Origin of the sequence: Novosphingobium aquae (assembly GCF_037572715.1) — a bacterium.
Classification (GTDB): Bacteria; Pseudomonadota; Alphaproteobacteria; order Sphingomonadales; family Sphingomonadaceae; genus Novosphingobium; species Novosphingobium aquae.
The window spans coordinates 91,299-105,829 of sequence record NZ_JBBHJY010000001.1 but is presented as its reverse complement, the minus strand read 5'-3'; the positions used below and the strand labels follow the sequence as shown (position 1 = coordinate 105,829).

Genomic DNA, 14,531 nt, shown 5'->3' with positions numbered 1-14,531 from the left:
GTCCGCGCCTCAGATACCGGAGGTGACGTCGATCGACTGGCCTTCAGCCAGGCGAACTACGGCCTTCTTGAAATCCGAACGGCGATAGGGCTTGCCCTTCCACCGCTTGGTCTTGCCCTTTTGGTTCAGCGTATTCACGCTCAAGACCTTCTTGCCGTAGATGGCCTCGACGGCCGCCTTGATTTCCGGCTTGGTGGCATCGTTAGCCACCTTAAAAACCACAGCGTCGTTCTCGCTGGCCAGCGTCGACTTCTCGGTGATGTGGGGAGCCACGATCACGTCGTAGTGACGCGTATTGATTGCGTCCTTAGCCATTGAACCGTGCCTCCAGCTTTTCGACAGCGGCGCGGGTCAGCACCAGCGTGTCATGCTTCAGGATGTCATAGACGTTGGCGCCGACAGCCGGGAGGACGTTGACGCCGATGAGGTTACCGGTGGCGCGGGCAAAGCCCTCGTTCACCTGCTCGCCATCGATGACCAGCACCTTCTTGCCCCAGTTCGCCTTGGCGAGCTGAGCGGCCAGGACTTTGGTCTTGGCGTCGGTCACGTCGAGTGTGTCGACGATCACGAGGCCCGACTGAGCCTTGCTGGACAGAGCCATCTTCAGGCCCAGAGCGCGGATCTTCTTGTTCAGCGAAGGGTTGAAGTCACGAACGCGGGGTCCGTGCGCCTTGCCGCCACCGATGAAGATCGGAGCAGCACGATCGCCGTGACGAGCCGTACCGCCGCCCTTCTGATTGCCGAACTTCTTGCCGGTGCGGGCAACGTCCGAACGCTCGCGGGCACCGCGGGCAGTGCCGCGGCGATTTTCGAGCTGCCAGGTTACGACGCGGTGCAGGATGTCAGCGCGCGGTTCGAGGCCGAACACGGCATCGGACAGCTCGACTTCACCCTTGCCGGCGGAACCGTCGAGGTTGGAAAGCTTGACTTTCACGACTTAGCCCTCCTGGCCTTCGGTCGCTTCGACAGCCGCCACGTCTTCCGCGGGGGTGTCGGCAGGCGCCGAATCGTTGCTGTTGGCGACCTGCTTGAGGCCGGCGGGATAAGGCGCTTCGGCGTGGCGCGAGACCTTCACCGAATCCTTGACGGTCAGCCAGGTGTTCTTCGAACCCGGAACCGAACCCTTGACGAAGATCAGGCCACGCTCGTCATCCACGCGAACCACTTCGAGGTTCTGCTGGGTGCGCTGGCGATCGCCCATGTGACCGGCCATCTTCTTGTTCTTGAAGACGCGGCCCGGATCCTGGCGGTTACCCGTCGAACCGTGAGCACGGTGGCTGATCGACACGCCGTGGGTGGCGCGCATACCGCCGAAGCCCCAACGCTTCATGGCGCCGGCGAAGCCCTTGCCCTGCGTGTGACCGCCGACATCGACCAGCTGGCCAACCGCGAAATGCGAGGCAGCGATCGTCGATCCGACTTCAAGGGTAGCGTCGTCCGCAACGCGAAATTCGACAACCCGCGCCTTCAGTTCGACTTCAGCCTTGGCAAAGTGTTCACGTTGCGGCTTGGCAACGTTCTTCTGCTTGGCAGAGCCGGCGCCCAGCTGAACAGCGACATATCCGTCGCGGTCAGCGGTACGAACCGAAACCACCTGGCAATTCTCCAGCGACAATACGGTAACCGGCACGTGCCGTCCGTCGTCCTGGAAAAGGCGGGTCATCCCCACCTTTTTAGCGATCACGCCGGTGCGCATGATCCATTCTCCTACAGAGGCCTATGAGGACCATCCCCAAAGGCGTGCTCAGCCCATTTGTGATACGAGCCCCGTCCGGGCTGAATGCCCCTTGCAAGCAAGGAGCGAGACGGGGGACGCATGCCCGTTTCTTACCCAGACTGGGCAAGCTCCGGAGGTATCCCTTGTGTCCGCAGCAATTGTGCTGTGGCTCTGTCTCGTCGCAGGCGAGGCCTGCTAGGAGCCGAACCGAAGTCCGGTAGGACGCGGACCCGAAGGTCCGAAACTTTGGCTGATTTAAGGTCTTGCCAGACCCCCGCCACCCCCGCCTTCGCGGGGGCTAAAGGCAAACTCGCTTATGCGAGTTTGATTTCGACGTTCACGCCAGCTGCGAGGTCGAGCTTCATCAGCGCGTCCACGGTGGTGGCGTTCGGCTGCACGATGTCGAGCAGACGCTTGTAGGTGCGAACTTCGAACTGCTCACGCGACTTCTTGTCGATGTGCGGCCCGCGGTTCACGGTAAACTTTTCAATTCTCGTCGGCAGAGGAATGGGGCCCCGGATCAGCGCGCCAGTGCGGCGTGCGGTCTCGGCGATTTCGCCGGTCGCCTGGTCAAGCACGCGATGATCGAATGCCTTGAGGCGAATGCGGATATTCTGAGCTTCCATGTCCTGATACCGATGAGAAAGAGCAAACAAAAAACCGACCGCACCGCCGAGCTTCCCTTTTCGGGAGAGCGGTCCGATCGCTGAAAACCTACCCGCAGGGGGAGCGAATCCCCCTGCGGAGCGCGGCCTATATTACTTAGTGATCTTGCTGACAACCCCCGAACCGACGGTGCGGCCACCTTCGCGAATTGCGAAGCGCAGACCTTCATCCATCGCGATCGGAGCGATCAGCTTGACCGAGAGACCGATGTTGTCGCCCGGCATCACCATTTCGGTGCCCTCGGGAAGGATCACTTCGCCGGTCACGTCGGTGGTGCGGAAGTAGAACTGCGGGCGGTAGTTGGCGAAGAACGGCGTGTGACGGCCGCCTTCATCCTTCGACAGCACGTAGACTTCAGCCGAGAATTCGGTGTGCGGCGTGACGGTGCCGGGCTTGGCCAGAACCTGGCCACGCTCAACGTCTTCACGCTTCAGACCACGAACCAGCGCGCCGATGTTGTCGCCGGCTTCACCCTGATCGAGCAGCTTGCGGAACATTTCGACGCCGGTGACGACGGTCTTCTGGGTGTCGCGGATCCCGACGACTTCAACTTCTTCGCCAACCTTGACGATGCCGGTTTCGACGCGGCCGGTAACAACCGTACCACGGCCCGAGATCGAGAACACATCTTCAACGGGCATCAGGAAGGGCTTGTCGGTCGGACGCGGCGGCTGGGGGATGGCGGTGTCGACAGCGTTCATCAGGGCGATGATCGATTCCTTGCCGATGGCATCGTCGCGGCCTTCGAGTGCGGCAAGAGCCGAACCCGGGATCACAGGAATGGCGTCGCCGTCGAAGCCATAGCTCGACAAGAGTTCGCGGATTTCCAGCTCGACGAGCTCGAGGATTTCAGCGTCGTCAACCTGATCGACCTTGTTCATGTAAACAACAAGGGCAGGCACGCCGACCTGGCGGGCAAGCAGGATGTGCTCGCGGGTCTGCGGCATCGGGCCGTCAGCAGCGTTCACCACGAGGATGGCGCCGTCCATCTGCGCCGCACCGGTGATCATGTTCTTCACATAGTCAGCGTGGCCCGGGCAATCGACGTGCGCGTAGTGACGGGCAGCCGTTTCGTACTCGACGTGAGCGGTCGAGATGGTGATACCACGCTCGCGCTCTTCGGGAGCCTTGTCGATGTTTGCGAAGTCAACAGCGGTGCCGCCGTTGATTTCAGCCATGATCTTGGTGATCGCGGCGGTCAGCGTGGTCTTGCCATGGTCGACGTGACCAATGGTGCCGATGTTGCAGTGCGGCTTGTTCCGCTCAAATTTTGCCTTGGCCATTGTCTCAAACCTTCTTTCAGATGATCTCGAATCTACGGGGGGAAAGGACGGCGCCCGCTGAATCAGGCGCCGCCGTTAGTATCATCTTGCCACTTAGGCAAGCTTCTCCTTGATTTCGGTTGCGACATTCGCCGGAACCTCGTCGTAGTGGGAGAAGAACATCGAATAGTTTGCCCGGCCCTGGGTGAACGAGCGCAGCTGGTTCACATAACCGAACATGTTTGCCAGCGGCACCAGAGCTTCAACAGCCTGTGCGTTGCCGCGGGTGTCGGTGCCCTGAATCTGACCACGACGGCTGTTCATGTCGCCGATGACGTCGCCCAGGTAATCTTCCGGGGTAACGACTTCAACCTTCATGATCGGCTCGAGCAGCTTGATGCCGGCCTTCTGGGCGACTTCACGCATGGCACCACGACCGGCGATTTCGAAGGCCAACGCCGACGAGTCGACGTCATGGTAGGCGCCGTCGTAGAGGTTGATTTCGAAGTCGATGATCGGGAAGCCGATGAGGCTGCCGCCTTCAGCGGTTTCGCGCATGCCCTTTTCGATCGCGGGGATATATTCCTTCGGAATGTTACCGCCCTTGATTTCGTCCTTGAAGACGAAGCCCGAACCGCGCTCGCCCGGCGTGACCTTGATCTTCACGCGGCCGAACTGACCGGTACCACCCGACTGCTTCTTGTGGGTGTAATCGACGTCCACCGGCTTCGCCAGGTATTCGCGGTAAGCCACCTGCGGCGCACCGACGTTGGCCTCTACCTTGAACTCGCGGCGCATACGATCGACGATGATGTCGAGGTGCAGTTCGCCCATGCCCTTGATGATCGTCTGGCCCGATTCATGATCGGTCGAGACGCGGAACGAGGGATCTTCGGCCGAGAGGCGATTGAGCGCGATGCCCATCTTTTCCTGGTCAGCCTTGGTCTTGGGTTCAACCGACAGTTCGATAACCGGCTCGGGGAATTCCATGCGTTCAAGCACGATCGGCTGACGTTCAGCGCAGAGCGTGTCGCCCGTGGTGGTTTCCTTCATGCCGGCCAGCGCGATAATGTCGCCAGCGAATGCCTCGTCAACGTCCTTGCGGTCGTTGGCGTGCATTTCGAGCATGCGCCCGACCTTTTCCTTCTTGTCCTTCACCGAGTTCAGGTAAGTGCCCTTGACGAGCGTACCCGAGTAGATGCGAATGAAGGTGAGCGAGCCGACAAACGGATCGTTCATGACCTTGAAGGCAAGCGCGCTGAACGGCGCGTCATCCGTAGGCGGACGGCTGTCCTTCTCATCGCTGTCCATCTTGACGCCCTGGACGTCAGGAATGTCGAGCGGCGAAGGCAGGTAGGCTACGACCGCGTCGAGCAGGGGCTGGACGCCCTTGTTCTTGAACGCCGAACCGCAGCAGACCGGAACGAACGACTGGTTGAGCGTACCCTTGCGGATCAACGCGCGCAGCTGATCGGCATCCGGAAGGTTGCCTTCCAGGTACGCTTCCATCGCGTCGTCGTCCTGCTCCACGGCCAGCTCGATCAGCTTTTCACGGTATTCCGCAGCTTCGTCGACCATGTCGGCGGGGATTTCTTCGAAGAAGAACTCTGCACCGAGCGCTTCATCCTTCCAGATGATCGCACGGTTCTCGACCAGGTCGACCAGACCCTTGAGATCGGCTTCGAGACCGATCGGCAGGAACAGCACGGCAGGCTTGGCACCGAGGCGGTCGATGATCGACTGCACGCAGTACTTGAAGTTGGCGCCGGTGCGATCCAACTTATTGATGAAGCACATGCGGGGTACGCCGTACTTATCTGCTTGACGCCAAACGGTTTCTGACTGCGGCTCAACGCCGGCAACGCCGTCGAAGCAAGCCACGGCACCGTCAAGCACGCGCAGCGAACGTTCGACTTCGATGGTGAAGTCGACATGCCCGGGGGTGTCGATGATGTTGATCCGGTGATCGTTCCAGAAGCAGGTCGTGGCGGCCGACGTGATCGTGATGCCGCGTTCCTGCTCCTGCTCCATCCAGTCCATCGTCGCGGCGCCGTCATGGACTTCGCCGATCTTGTAGGACTTGCCGGTGTAGTAGAGGATACGCTCGGTCGTCGTGGTCTTGCCAGCGTCGATGTGCGCCATGATACCGATATTACGGTACATGCTGAGCGGATGGCTACGTGCCATGGTCTTAGTGTCCTTTTACCAGCGGTAGTGGCTGAATGCGCGGTTGGCGTCGGCCATGCGGTGGGTGTCTTCGCGCTTCTTCACCGCGTTGCCGCGGTTGTTGGCAGCGTCGAGCAGCTCGCCCGAAAGGCGTGCCGCCATCGTGGTTTCGCTGCGATTGCGCGCGGCGGTGATCAGCCAGCGGATGGCCAGAGCCTGGGCGCGCTCGGGGCGAACCTCGACCGGCACCTGGTACGTAGCACCACCGACGCGGCGCGAACGCACTTCGATCTGCGGCTTCACGTTGTTCAGGGCATCGTGGAACAGCTGGATCGGATCGGCCTTCGCCTTGGTTTCCATGGTATCCATGGCGCCATAGACGATGCTTTCCGCAACCGACTTCTTACCATCGAGCATGAGGTTGTTCATGAACTTCGACAGGATGTGATCACCGAACTTGGGATCAGGCAGGATTTCCCGCTTCTCGGGACGACGACGACGTGACATTTTCGAAACTCCTTCGGAGTGCGGCAGCCATGTCCATGGCTGCCTTGCGGCTCCGGCCCACTCGCATTTTCAGGTTTGACAAAAATGCAGAGATTTCTGTCTGGCCCGACCACCCGTCACCGAGTGAAAGCGTAGACCGTTTCCGCGTGAAACTTACTTCGGACGCTTGGCGCCGTACTTCGAACGGCTCTTCTTGCGGTCCTTGACACCCTGGGTATCGAGAACGCCGCGCAGCACGTGGTAACGCACGCCGGGAAGATCGCGGACACGGCCACCGCGGATCAGCACGACCGAGTGCTCCTGCAGGTTGTGGCCTTCACCCGGAATGTAGGAAATCACTTCGCGCTGATTCGTCAGACGGATCTTGGCAACCTTGCGAAGCGCCGAGTTCGGCTTCTTCGGGGTCGTGGTGTAAACACGAGTGCAAACGCCGCGCTTCTGCGGGTTCTGCTCCATCGCAGGGACCTTGCTCTTGGCCTTCTGCGGAACGCGGCCCTTGCGGACCAGCTGGTTGATTGTGGGCATGAAGTACTCTTCACCTTGGTTCGTGGTCTTGCCGACAAGATGAAGGGAACAAAATCGCGGCGCACCTGCCGCAAGCGAATCGCCTGCGGAAACTTGGCACTGCGAGTCTGAAACGCTCCACCCTGGCGAAAAACCGGGTTACTTTGACGGATTACCGCGAATTCGCGACGCCCCGGCAATGTTCAGCTCTATCCAGGGAGACCCCGGAAGTGGCGGCCCTTAGGGAGATTCTGGGGTGGGGTCAAGCTGGATCGGCCGGTTCAGGCCGGTGCCAAGAAACATATGACTTGCCTGCGAACCTGTTACTACGCCAAGCCTATAACCGCACAAGACTTCATTGCCAAATGCGACGCCATTGAATCAACACCCAGCCAGCCACGCAAGCAATTTAATAGGTCCTGAGCCTAGTCGTGCGCGAGCCCGGGGTTGTCCTCGGGTATCCCGACCGCATTTTGCCCAAGGACGAATCGGTAGCGAAGGAACTGGCCAAGAGCAAGCTCACTAACCTCGACAACGCCCGCCCCGCATGGCTCGACCACGCCCACCGAGCGCTCGATGAAGCCGTGGCCGAAGCCTATGGCTGGGGCGGAGATTTCCGCGCCGGCACGCTCACCGACGATGCAGTGCTGGCCCGCCTGTTCCGCCTCAATCAGGAAAGGGCAGCCTGAAAAGCATTTTCCTACAGCCCCCGCTCCATGCGATACCCTCCATCAAGGACGACGAAAAACCTGCATGGAGCCGCTCTTCGCAGTGACCGTTTGCCCCTTATCGCTCGCCCCTGTTCCGCCCGCCCCTTTCTCGCTCTCCTCCGCCCAGCGCCCGGCCCTTGCCTGCAAGTCCGCGCGCCCTTCGCGGCGGACCAGCCGCACCGCCTTTACCGCTGAACCGCCCGCACCGGATGATCCGTTGCTGGGCTTTGCCCCCTATGTCCACAAGCAGCCCCGGCGCAATTCGATCACGCCGGACCTGCAGCGTGCCTTTATCGCGGCGCTCGCTGCGACAGGCATCGTCACTCAGGCCGGGTTGGCGATCGGGGTGAGCATGAAGACGCGCTATAAGCTGCGGCAGATGCCGGGGGCCGAGGGCTTTGCCGCGGCGTGGGAGGCGGCGATTGATCGGGGGATTGCCCGGCTGGAAGATTGCCTGCTGGCGCGCGCGATCGAGCGGGAGGAGCGGCCGATCGTCTCGGCCGGACGCCTGCTCGGCACCGGGCGGCATTTCGACAACAGGCTCGTCATGTTCCTGCTGCGCCAGCGCCGCTGTGCGCGGTGGTCGGGCGAGGATGACGCCTTTGCCGCGCTGCGCCCCGGCCATCCGGTCTATGAACGCCAGCGCGCCGAGTCGCTGGCCCGCGACGCGGAGGATGAGGACGCCATCATGGCCTCGATCAATGCCAAGCTGGATGCCATGCAGGCCCGCGAGAAGGCCATCCACGCGCTCCTCGCCGCGCCGGCTGGGGAGCGCCGGGGACGACGGAGCGGGCGGCTGTCCCCCTCAGTTGTGCAGCAGTTCGGCGGCGCGGCGGGCGATCGGATCAAGCGCGCTTTTCGTTTCGGGAAGACGCAGCGCCGCGCGCATGCGGGGGTCCCAATAGTCCTTGATGTGCTCCGCCGTGGCCTCGGCGGCATGGTCTTCGCCAAGCGCGGCGAAATTGCGGACGATCTGGTTGGCCATATAGGCGAGGCGCTGCGGGTCCATGGCGCTACTCCGCCGGCTCGGCAGCGATACGGCGGTGACTCTTGGACAGGGCAGCATAGGATTCCTGCCATTCGCTGGGGCCGTTGCTGGGGCTGACCTGCACCGCGGTGACCTTGTATTCGGGGCAACTCGTCGCCCAGTCGGAATGTTCGGTGGTGACGACATTGGCCTGCGTCGTCGGGTGGTGGAAGGTGGTATAGACGACGCCGGGGGCGACCCGGTCAGTCACAGTGACGCGCAGGGTGGTCTCGCCCGTCCGGCTCGCGAGGCGGGCCCAGTCGCCATGCTTGATGCCCCGGTGCTCGGCGTCTGAAGGGTGCATTTCGAGCAGGTCTTCCTCATGCCACACGGTGTTCGCCGTGCGCCGCGTCTGCGCGCCGACATTGTACTGGCTGAGGATGCGCCCGGTGGTGAGCAGTAGCGGATAGCGCGGGCCGGTGCGTTCGTCAGTCGGCACGTAGTCGGTGATGATGAAGCGGCCTTTCCCCCTCACGAAACCATCCACATGCATGATCGGGCTGCCGTACGGCGCGGCCTCGTTCACCGGCCATTGCAGTGAGCCTTCGCGATCCAACCGGGCGTGGCTGATGCCGGCGAAGGTGGGCGTCAGGCGGGCGATTTCGTCCATGATCTCGCCGCTGTCCGCATAATCCCAGCCGAGGCCCATGGCCTTCGCCAGTTCCTGCGTCACCTGCCAGTCCTCGTATCCGTTGGCCGGCTCCATCACCATGCGTACCATCTGCACGCGGCGTTCGGCATTGGTGAAGGTGCCGGTCTTTTCCAGGAAAGTGCTGCCCGGCAGGAAGACATGCGCGTAGTTCGCGGTCTCGTTCAGGAACAGGTCGTGAACGATCACAAGGTCCATCGCCGCCAACCCCGCCGCGACGTGGTGGGTGTTGGGATCGGACTGCAGGATATCCTCGCCCTGGATATAGATCGCGCGGAAGCTGCCATCGAGCGCGGCGTCGAGCATGTTGGGGATGCGCAGGCCCGGGTCAGGATCGAGCGCAACGTGCCAGTCCGCCTCAAAACTGGCGCGCACGTCATCGCGGGCGATGTGGCGGTAGCCGGGCAATTCGTGCGGGAAAGAGCCCATGTCGCAGGCGCCCTGTACATTGTTCTGCCCGCGCAAGGGGTTCACGCCCACCCCGCGACGGCCGATGTTGCCGGTGGCCATGGCGAGGTTGGCAATGGCCATGACCGTGGAGGAGCCTTGCGAATGTTCGGTGACGCCAAGGCCGTAATAGATGGCTCCGTTGCCGCCAGTCGCGAACAGCCTTGCGGCTGCGCGCAAGTCGGCGGCAGGCACGCGGGTGACGAGTTCGAGTGCCTCGGGCGAATGGCGCTCCTGCGAAACGAACGCTGCCCAGTCGGCAAATTCATCGAACTCGCAACGCTCGCGGATGAAGGCCTCGTCGGCCAGACCTTCGCTGACGATCACGTGGGCCATCGCAGTCAGTACCGCGACATTGGTGCCGGGCTGAAGCGCCAGATGATGCGCCGCCTCGATGTGCGGTGAGTGGACGAGATCGATCCGACGCGGGTCGATGACGATCAGCTTTGCGCCCTGCCTGAGCCGCCTTTTGAGCCGGCTGGCAAACACCGGATGCCCGTCGGTCGGGTTCGCGCCGATCACCAGGACGACATCGGCGTCCATCACGCTGTCAAAATCCTGCGTGCCGGCGCTGGTGCCGAAGGTCTTCGACAAGCCATAACCCGTGGGCGAATGGCACACCCGCGCGCAGGTATCGATGTTGTTGCTGCCGAAGCCTGCGCGGACCAGTTTCTGGACCAGCCAGACTTCCTCGTTGGTGCAGCGGCTGGAACTGATCGCGCCAAGCGCTCGTGCGCCGTACTGCGCCTTGATCGCGTTCAACTTGCCAGCAGTATAGGCCAGCGCCTCGTCCCAGCTGACCTCGCGCCACGGCTGCTCGATGGATTCGCGGATCATCGGGCGGGTCACGCGGTCCTGGTGATTGGCATAGCCCCAGGCGAAGCGGCCCTTGACGCAGGAGTGGCCTTGGTTGGCCTTGCCATCCTTCCACGGCACCATGCGGACGAGTTGCTCCCCGCGCATTTCAGCGCGGAAGGTACAGCCCACCCCGCAATAGGCGCAGGTGGTGATGACCGCGCGTTCGGGCAGGCCGATCTCCTTGACCGCCTTTTCCTGCAGGCTCGCGGTCGGGCAGGCCTGAACGCAGGCCCCGCAGGACACGCATTCGCTCGACAGGAAGGTATCACCCGCCTGCCCCGCGCTGACCGCAGAGGCAAAACCGCGCCCGTCAACGCTGAGCGCGAACGTCCCCTGCACCTCGTCACAAGCACGCACGCAGCGCGAGCAAACGATGCATTTAGCCGGATCGAAATCGAAATAGGGGTTCGAGCTGTCGGTCGCCGCACCAAGGTGGGTCTCCCCGTCGTAGCCATAACGCACATCGCGCAGGCCGACTTCGGCCGCCGTGTCCTGAAGCTCGCAATCGTTATTGGCAGAACAGGTCAGGCAATCGAGCGGATGGTCGGAGATATAGAGCTCCATCACCCCCTTGCGCAGCTTCGCGAGACGCGGCGTCTGGGTGTGAACGACCATGCCCTGTTCGGCAGGCGTGGTGCAGCTGGCCGGAGTGCCGCGCCGCCCGTCGATCTCGACAAGGCACAGGCGGCACGAGCCGAAGGCCTTCACGCTGTCGGTGGCGCAGAGGCTGGGGATCGCGCCGCCGCATTCCTTTGCGGCGCGCATGACGCTGGTGCCAGCGGGCACGGAAACTTCGCGGCCATCGATGGTCAGCGTCACCTGCGTGTCGGAGCACACTGCCGGTGTCCCGAAGTCGGCTTGCGGTTCATAGCCCATCGGCAAAATCCTCTGGCCAATACTTCAGCGCCGAGCGCACCGGATAGGGCGTAAATCCGCCCAGCGCGCAAAGCGAGGCGTGCTGCATCGTATCGCACAGGTCCTCGAGCAATTGCAGCGCCTCTTCGCGGCTGCGCCCGGTCTTGGCAGCATTGTGCATCTGCGGCAGCCCCTCGACCCTGTCCGCTGCCCGCGTGCCGCCCGCGCGTATGCGGTCGACCAGTTCGACCCCGCGCGTCGATCCGATGCGGCAGGGCGTGCACTTGCCGCAGCTTTCTGCGGCGCAGAACTGAAAGGCGAAGCGGGCCAGCGCGCCCATGTCAGCGCTGTCGTCAAACACCACCACGCCTCCGTGGCCGATCAGGGCGTCATTGGCGGCATAGGCTTCGTAATCGAACGGCAGGTGGAACTGATCCGTGTGGATATAGGCGCCGAGCGGCCCGCCGACCTGCACCGCCTTGACCGGCCGGCCCGATGCCGTGCCGCCGCCGATGTCGTTGATCAATTCATGCAGGGTGATGCCGAAAGCCGTCTCGTAAATTCCGCCGTGCCTGATGTTGCCAGCCAGCTGGATCGGCTTGGTTCCGCGCGACCGACCGTGGCCCAGCTGCGCATAGAGCGATGCCCCGCCTTCGCTGAGTATGTGCGGCACGGCCGCCAACGTCAGCACGTTATTGACCAGCGTCGGACGGCCAAACAGTCCTTCCAGTGCGGGCAGCGGCGGCTTGGCGCGGACCTCGCCACGCTTGCCCTCGATCGAATTCAGCAAGGACGTTTCCTCGCCGCAGACATAGGCCCCTGCCCCGACACGCACTTCCAGCGCGAACGGCGCGATGTGTGGCTCGGCAAGGGCAATGGCCGCGTTCAGCTTGGCGATGGCGTGCGGATATTCGCTGCGGACATAGATGTAGCCCTGACCCGCGCCCACCGCGTGAGCGGCGATGGCCATGCCCTCGATCAGCTGAAAGGGATCGCCCTCCATCAGCATCCGGTCGGCAAAGGTACCGCTGTCGCCCTCGTCGGCATTGCAGACGATATACTTTCGCTCACCTGCAGCCTCGGCTACGGTGCGCCACTTGATGCCCGCCGGAAAGCCCGCACCGCCGCGCCCGCGCAGGCCCGATTCGAGCACTTCGGCGATGACGTCAGCGGGGGACATGGCGCGTGCGCGGTTCAGCCCGGCCCAGCCGCCGGTCGCGGCGTAGTCTTCAAGGTTGAGCGGCCGCGTCCGTCCGGCGCGGGCGAAGGTCAGCCGCTGCTGGCCGGCGATGAAGGGGTGGCGCTCTATCCTTTCGCCCCAGATCCCGTCGCCCCCATGCAGGCGGGGGTCCATCGAGTGTGCCTCATCGCGCTGATCGGGCGCGGATGGATCCCTGCCTTCGCGGAGATGAAGAATTATGGAAGCGACATCGGCGGGCGTAACGGGGCCAAAACCAAGGCCATCGATCTCCACCAGCGGTTCAAGCCAGTGCATGCCGCAGGAAGATACCCGCTGAACCTGCCAGCCCAGCCGTTTGAACTCGGCGGCCACGGCATTGGCACCGCAGGCCAGCGCCAGCGCGTCATCAGAGATGCGGACGGTAATCATGCCGACTTCACCAGAGCAACCAGCGCCGCTTCATCCAGCCGCGCGTGGACCTGATCGCCCACCCGCGCGGAAGGCCCCGCGCTGCACAGGCCGAGGCAATAGACCGTCTTCAGCCTGACGCGGATTCCGGCAGCTTGCTCCGCCGCCGGGACTAGGGCCTCAACACCGCGCGCCTGACAGGCCTCGGCCCGGCACAATTCAACGCAAGGGCGCGGATCGGGCGTTGCAGTGAAATCGTGGTAGAAACTGACAACGCCGTGCACTTCGGCGCGGCTCAGATTGATCGCCTTGGCAATTGCCGCCTCTGCCGCCGCATCAACGCAGCCGAACGCCGCCTGCACATCGTGCAGGATCGGCAGCAACGCGCCTTCGCGGTGGGCATGGCGCGCGAGGATATCGGCAAGGTCGACTTGCATGAAGCGATCCTACACCAGTCCTTGAGGGGCGAACAGACCGCCGACGGCCATCGGCTGTCTGATATCACTCACCGCTCGAACACCACCGTCCTCGCGCCGTTGAGGAACACCCGGTCCTCGAGGTGCGCCTTCACCGCCTTGGCGAGTACGCGGCGTTCGACATCGCGGCCCTTGGCGACGAGTTCCTCCGGCGATTCGCGGTGGCCGATCGCCTCGACGTCCTGCGCGATGATCGGCCCTTCATCGAGATCGGTGGTGACGTAATGACTGGTCGCGCCAATCATCTTTACACCGCGCGCATGGGCCTGGTGATAGGGTTTGGCGCCCTTGAAGCCGGGCAGGAAAGAGTGATGGATATTGATGCAGCGGCCGGAGAGAAAGCCGGCCATCTCGTCCGATAATATCTGCATGTAGCGCGCCAGAACGATCAATTCGGCGCCGGTTTCCTCGACAATAGCCCGCACCTGTCCTTCCTGCTGCGGCTTGGTATCGCGGGTGACTGGGCAATGGTAATAGGGCGCCCCCTCCAGCATCCCGGCGCTGCCAGCCCCGCGCTCGTGGTTCGAAACCACCGCGACCACGTCCATAGCAATTTCACCGATGCGCTTGCGGTAGAGCAAATCGACAAGGCAATGGTCGAACTTGCTGACCATCAACAGCACCTTGGGCCTGTGGCCGGGCGCGCGGAGTTTCCAGTCCATGCCGTTTTCCGCCGCGATCGGTGCGAAGGCGGCGCGCAGGGCATCGGGCGAGGCAATGCCGGGATCGAATTCGACCCGCATGAAAAAGCGCTGCGTCGCGGGGTCATTGTACTGCTCGGCATCGGTGATGTTGCCGCCCTTGGCCGCAAGAAATCCGGCCACTTGGGCAACAAGGCCGGGTTTGTCACCGCAAGACAGGCTCAGCACGCAGGTAGTGTTCACCGGATTCTCCCAGACCATTCACCGCACAATCAACGATTGCAGTTCACCGAAGCGGTTAATGCATGGAAATCGCAGCGTCGATAGGCGTTTGAGCGCGCAAGTTGATTTAAGATTGGCAATGGCTTTCCTTGTCCGCTCTACGATTGAGTATTGTTCGCGAAACAAAAGATACGAATCGGGTCGAAGCAAAATGAATTGTGGGCAACAATCCGCTA

Annotated in this window: 15 protein-coding genes; 1 reads left to right on the top strand and 14 read right to left on the bottom strand. The window is 62.7% G+C overall.

Annotated features, from left to right (window positions below; translation table 11 throughout):
* Nucleotides 1-9: 9 nt before the first annotated feature.
* The 8 genes from WG900_RS00540 to rpsL form a co-directional block, all read right to left on the bottom strand.
* Nucleotides 10-315: a 50S ribosomal protein L23 gene (locus WG900_RS00540; protein ID WP_339963944.1), complete on the bottom strand. Its 306-nt coding sequence runs from the start codon at nt 313-315 to the stop codon at nt 10-12.
* On the bottom strand, nt 308-934 hold the full coding sequence (gene rplD, locus WG900_RS00535) for a 50S ribosomal protein L4 (RefSeq protein ID WP_339963942.1): 627 nt from the start codon (nt 932-934) through the stop codon (nt 308-310). Before rplD ends, WG900_RS00540 begins: the two co-directional genes overlap by 8 nt.
* A gap of 3 nt (nt 935-937) precedes the next feature.
* A complete protein-coding gene (gene rplC / locus WG900_RS00530) occupies nt 938-1,696 on the bottom strand; it encodes a 50S ribosomal protein L3 (RefSeq protein WP_339963940.1) in 759 nt (252 codons plus the stop codon).
* Nucleotides 1,697-2,031: 335 nt separating this feature from the next.
* Nucleotides 2,032-2,343: a 30S ribosomal protein S10 gene (rpsJ, locus tag WG900_RS00525; RefSeq protein ID WP_100866252.1), complete on the bottom strand. Its 312-nt coding sequence runs from the start codon at nt 2,341-2,343 to the stop codon at nt 2,032-2,034.
* Between the two features lie 132 nt (nt 2,344-2,475).
* Nucleotides 2,476-3,666: an elongation factor Tu gene (tuf, locus tag WG900_RS00520; RefSeq protein WP_339963937.1), complete on the bottom strand. Its 1,191-nt coding sequence runs from the start codon at nt 3,664-3,666 to the stop codon at nt 2,476-2,478.
* A gap of 93 nt (nt 3,667-3,759) precedes the next feature.
* Nucleotides 3,760-5,832: an elongation factor G gene (gene fusA, locus WG900_RS00515; protein WP_339963935.1), complete on the bottom strand. Its 2,073-nt coding sequence runs from the start codon at nt 5,830-5,832 to the stop codon at nt 3,760-3,762.
* Between the two features lie 15 nt (nt 5,833-5,847).
* A complete protein-coding gene (gene rpsG, locus WG900_RS00510) occupies nt 5,848-6,318 on the bottom strand; it encodes a 30S ribosomal protein S7 (RefSeq protein ID WP_339963933.1) in 471 nt (156 codons plus the stop codon).
* 153 nt (nt 6,319-6,471) lie between these two features.
* Nucleotides 6,472-6,843 (bottom strand): 30S ribosomal protein S12, encoded by a 372-nt coding sequence (rpsL, locus tag WG900_RS00505; RefSeq protein ID WP_339963931.1) that lies wholly within the window; start codon nt 6,841-6,843, stop codon nt 6,472-6,474.
* Between the two features lie 410 nt (nt 6,844-7,253).
* On the opposite strand from rpsL, the gene WG900_RS00500 reads away from it, so the two are divergent.
* Nucleotides 7,254-7,511 carry a hypothetical protein gene (locus WG900_RS00500; protein ID WP_339963929.1) on the top strand — a complete coding sequence of 86 codons (258 nt, stop codon included), beginning with the start codon at nt 7,254-7,256 and terminating at the stop codon, nt 7,509-7,511.
* 97 nt (nt 7,512-7,608) lie between these two features.
* Here the strand turns inward: WG900_RS00500 and WG900_RS00495 are convergent, their stop codons facing one another.
* The 6 genes from WG900_RS00495 to purU form a co-directional block, all read right to left on the bottom strand.
* Complete coding sequence (locus tag WG900_RS00495) at nt 7,609-8,277, bottom strand: hypothetical protein (protein WP_339963927.1); 669 nt, start codon at nt 8,275-8,277, stop codon at nt 7,609-7,611.
* A 60-nt stretch (nt 8,278-8,337) separates the two neighbouring features.
* Complete coding sequence (locus WG900_RS00490) at nt 8,338-8,517, bottom strand: formate dehydrogenase subunit delta (RefSeq protein WP_339965293.1); 180 nt, start codon at nt 8,515-8,517, stop codon at nt 8,338-8,340.
* A 28-nt stretch (nt 8,518-8,545) separates the two neighbouring features.
* On the bottom strand, nt 8,546-11,389 hold the full coding sequence (gene fdhF, locus WG900_RS00485; protein WP_339963925.1) for a formate dehydrogenase subunit alpha: 2,844 nt from the start codon (nt 11,387-11,389) through the stop codon (nt 8,546-8,548).
* Nucleotides 11,379-12,977: an NADH-ubiquinone oxidoreductase-F iron-sulfur binding region domain-containing protein gene (locus WG900_RS00480; protein WP_339963923.1), complete on the bottom strand. Its 1,599-nt coding sequence runs from the start codon at nt 12,975-12,977 to the stop codon at nt 11,379-11,381. The genes fdhF and WG900_RS00480 overlap by 11 nt, the downstream gene beginning before the upstream one ends.
* The gene (locus WG900_RS00475; protein ID WP_339963921.1) at nt 12,974-13,393 is read right to left on the bottom strand and encodes an NAD(P)H-dependent oxidoreductase subunit E; all 420 of its coding nucleotides are present in this window, start codon (nt 13,391-13,393) and stop codon (nt 12,974-12,976) included. The genes WG900_RS00480 and WG900_RS00475 overlap by 4 nt, the downstream gene beginning before the upstream one ends.
* Before the next feature lie 68 nt (nt 13,394-13,461).
* Complete coding sequence (gene purU, locus WG900_RS00470; RefSeq protein ID WP_339963919.1) at nt 13,462-14,316, bottom strand: formyltetrahydrofolate deformylase; 855 nt, start codon at nt 14,314-14,316, stop codon at nt 13,462-13,464.
* Nucleotides 14,317-14,531: the final 215 nt, after the last annotated feature.

Bases quoted from the DNA above. Each gene is read 5' to 3' on its own strand.
- tuf (WP_339963937.1), bottom strand. From the start codon at position 3,666: ATGGCCAAGGCAAAATTTGAGCGGAACAAGCCGCACTGCAACATCGGC.
- WG900_RS00480 (WP_339963923.1), bottom strand. From the start codon at position 12,977: ATGATTACCGTCCGCATCTCTGATGACGCGCTGGCGCTGGCCTGCGGT.
- fdhF (WP_339963925.1), bottom strand. From the start codon at position 11,389: ATGGGCTATGAACCGCAAGCCGACTTCGGGACACCGGCAGTGTGCTCC.
- rpsL (WP_339963931.1), bottom strand. From the start codon at position 6,843: ATGCCCACAATCAACCAGCTGGTCCGCAAGGGCCGCGTTCCGCAGAAG.
- rpsJ (WP_100866252.1), bottom strand. From the start codon at position 2,343: ATGGAAGCTCAGAATATCCGCATTCGCCTCAAGGCATTCGATCATCGC.
- WG900_RS00490 (WP_339965293.1), bottom strand. From the start codon at position 8,517: ATGGCCAACCAGATCGTCCGCAATTTCGCCGCGCTTGGCGAAGACCAT.
- rpsG (WP_339963933.1), bottom strand. From the start codon at position 6,318: ATGTCACGTCGTCGTCGTCCCGAGAAGCGGGAAATCCTGCCTGATCCC.
- fusA (WP_339963935.1), bottom strand. From the start codon at position 5,832: ATGGCACGTAGCCATCCGCTCAGCATGTACCGTAATATCGGTATCATG.
- rplC (WP_339963940.1), bottom strand. From the start codon at position 1,696: ATGCGCACCGGCGTGATCGCTAAAAAGGTGGGGATGACCCGCCTTTTC.
- WG900_RS00540 (WP_339963944.1), bottom strand. From the start codon at position 315: ATGGCTAAGGACGCAATCAATACGCGTCACTACGACGTGATCGTGGCT.
- WG900_RS00475 (WP_339963921.1), bottom strand. From the start codon at position 13,393: ATGCAAGTCGACCTTGCCGATATCCTCGCGCGCCATGCCCACCGCGAA.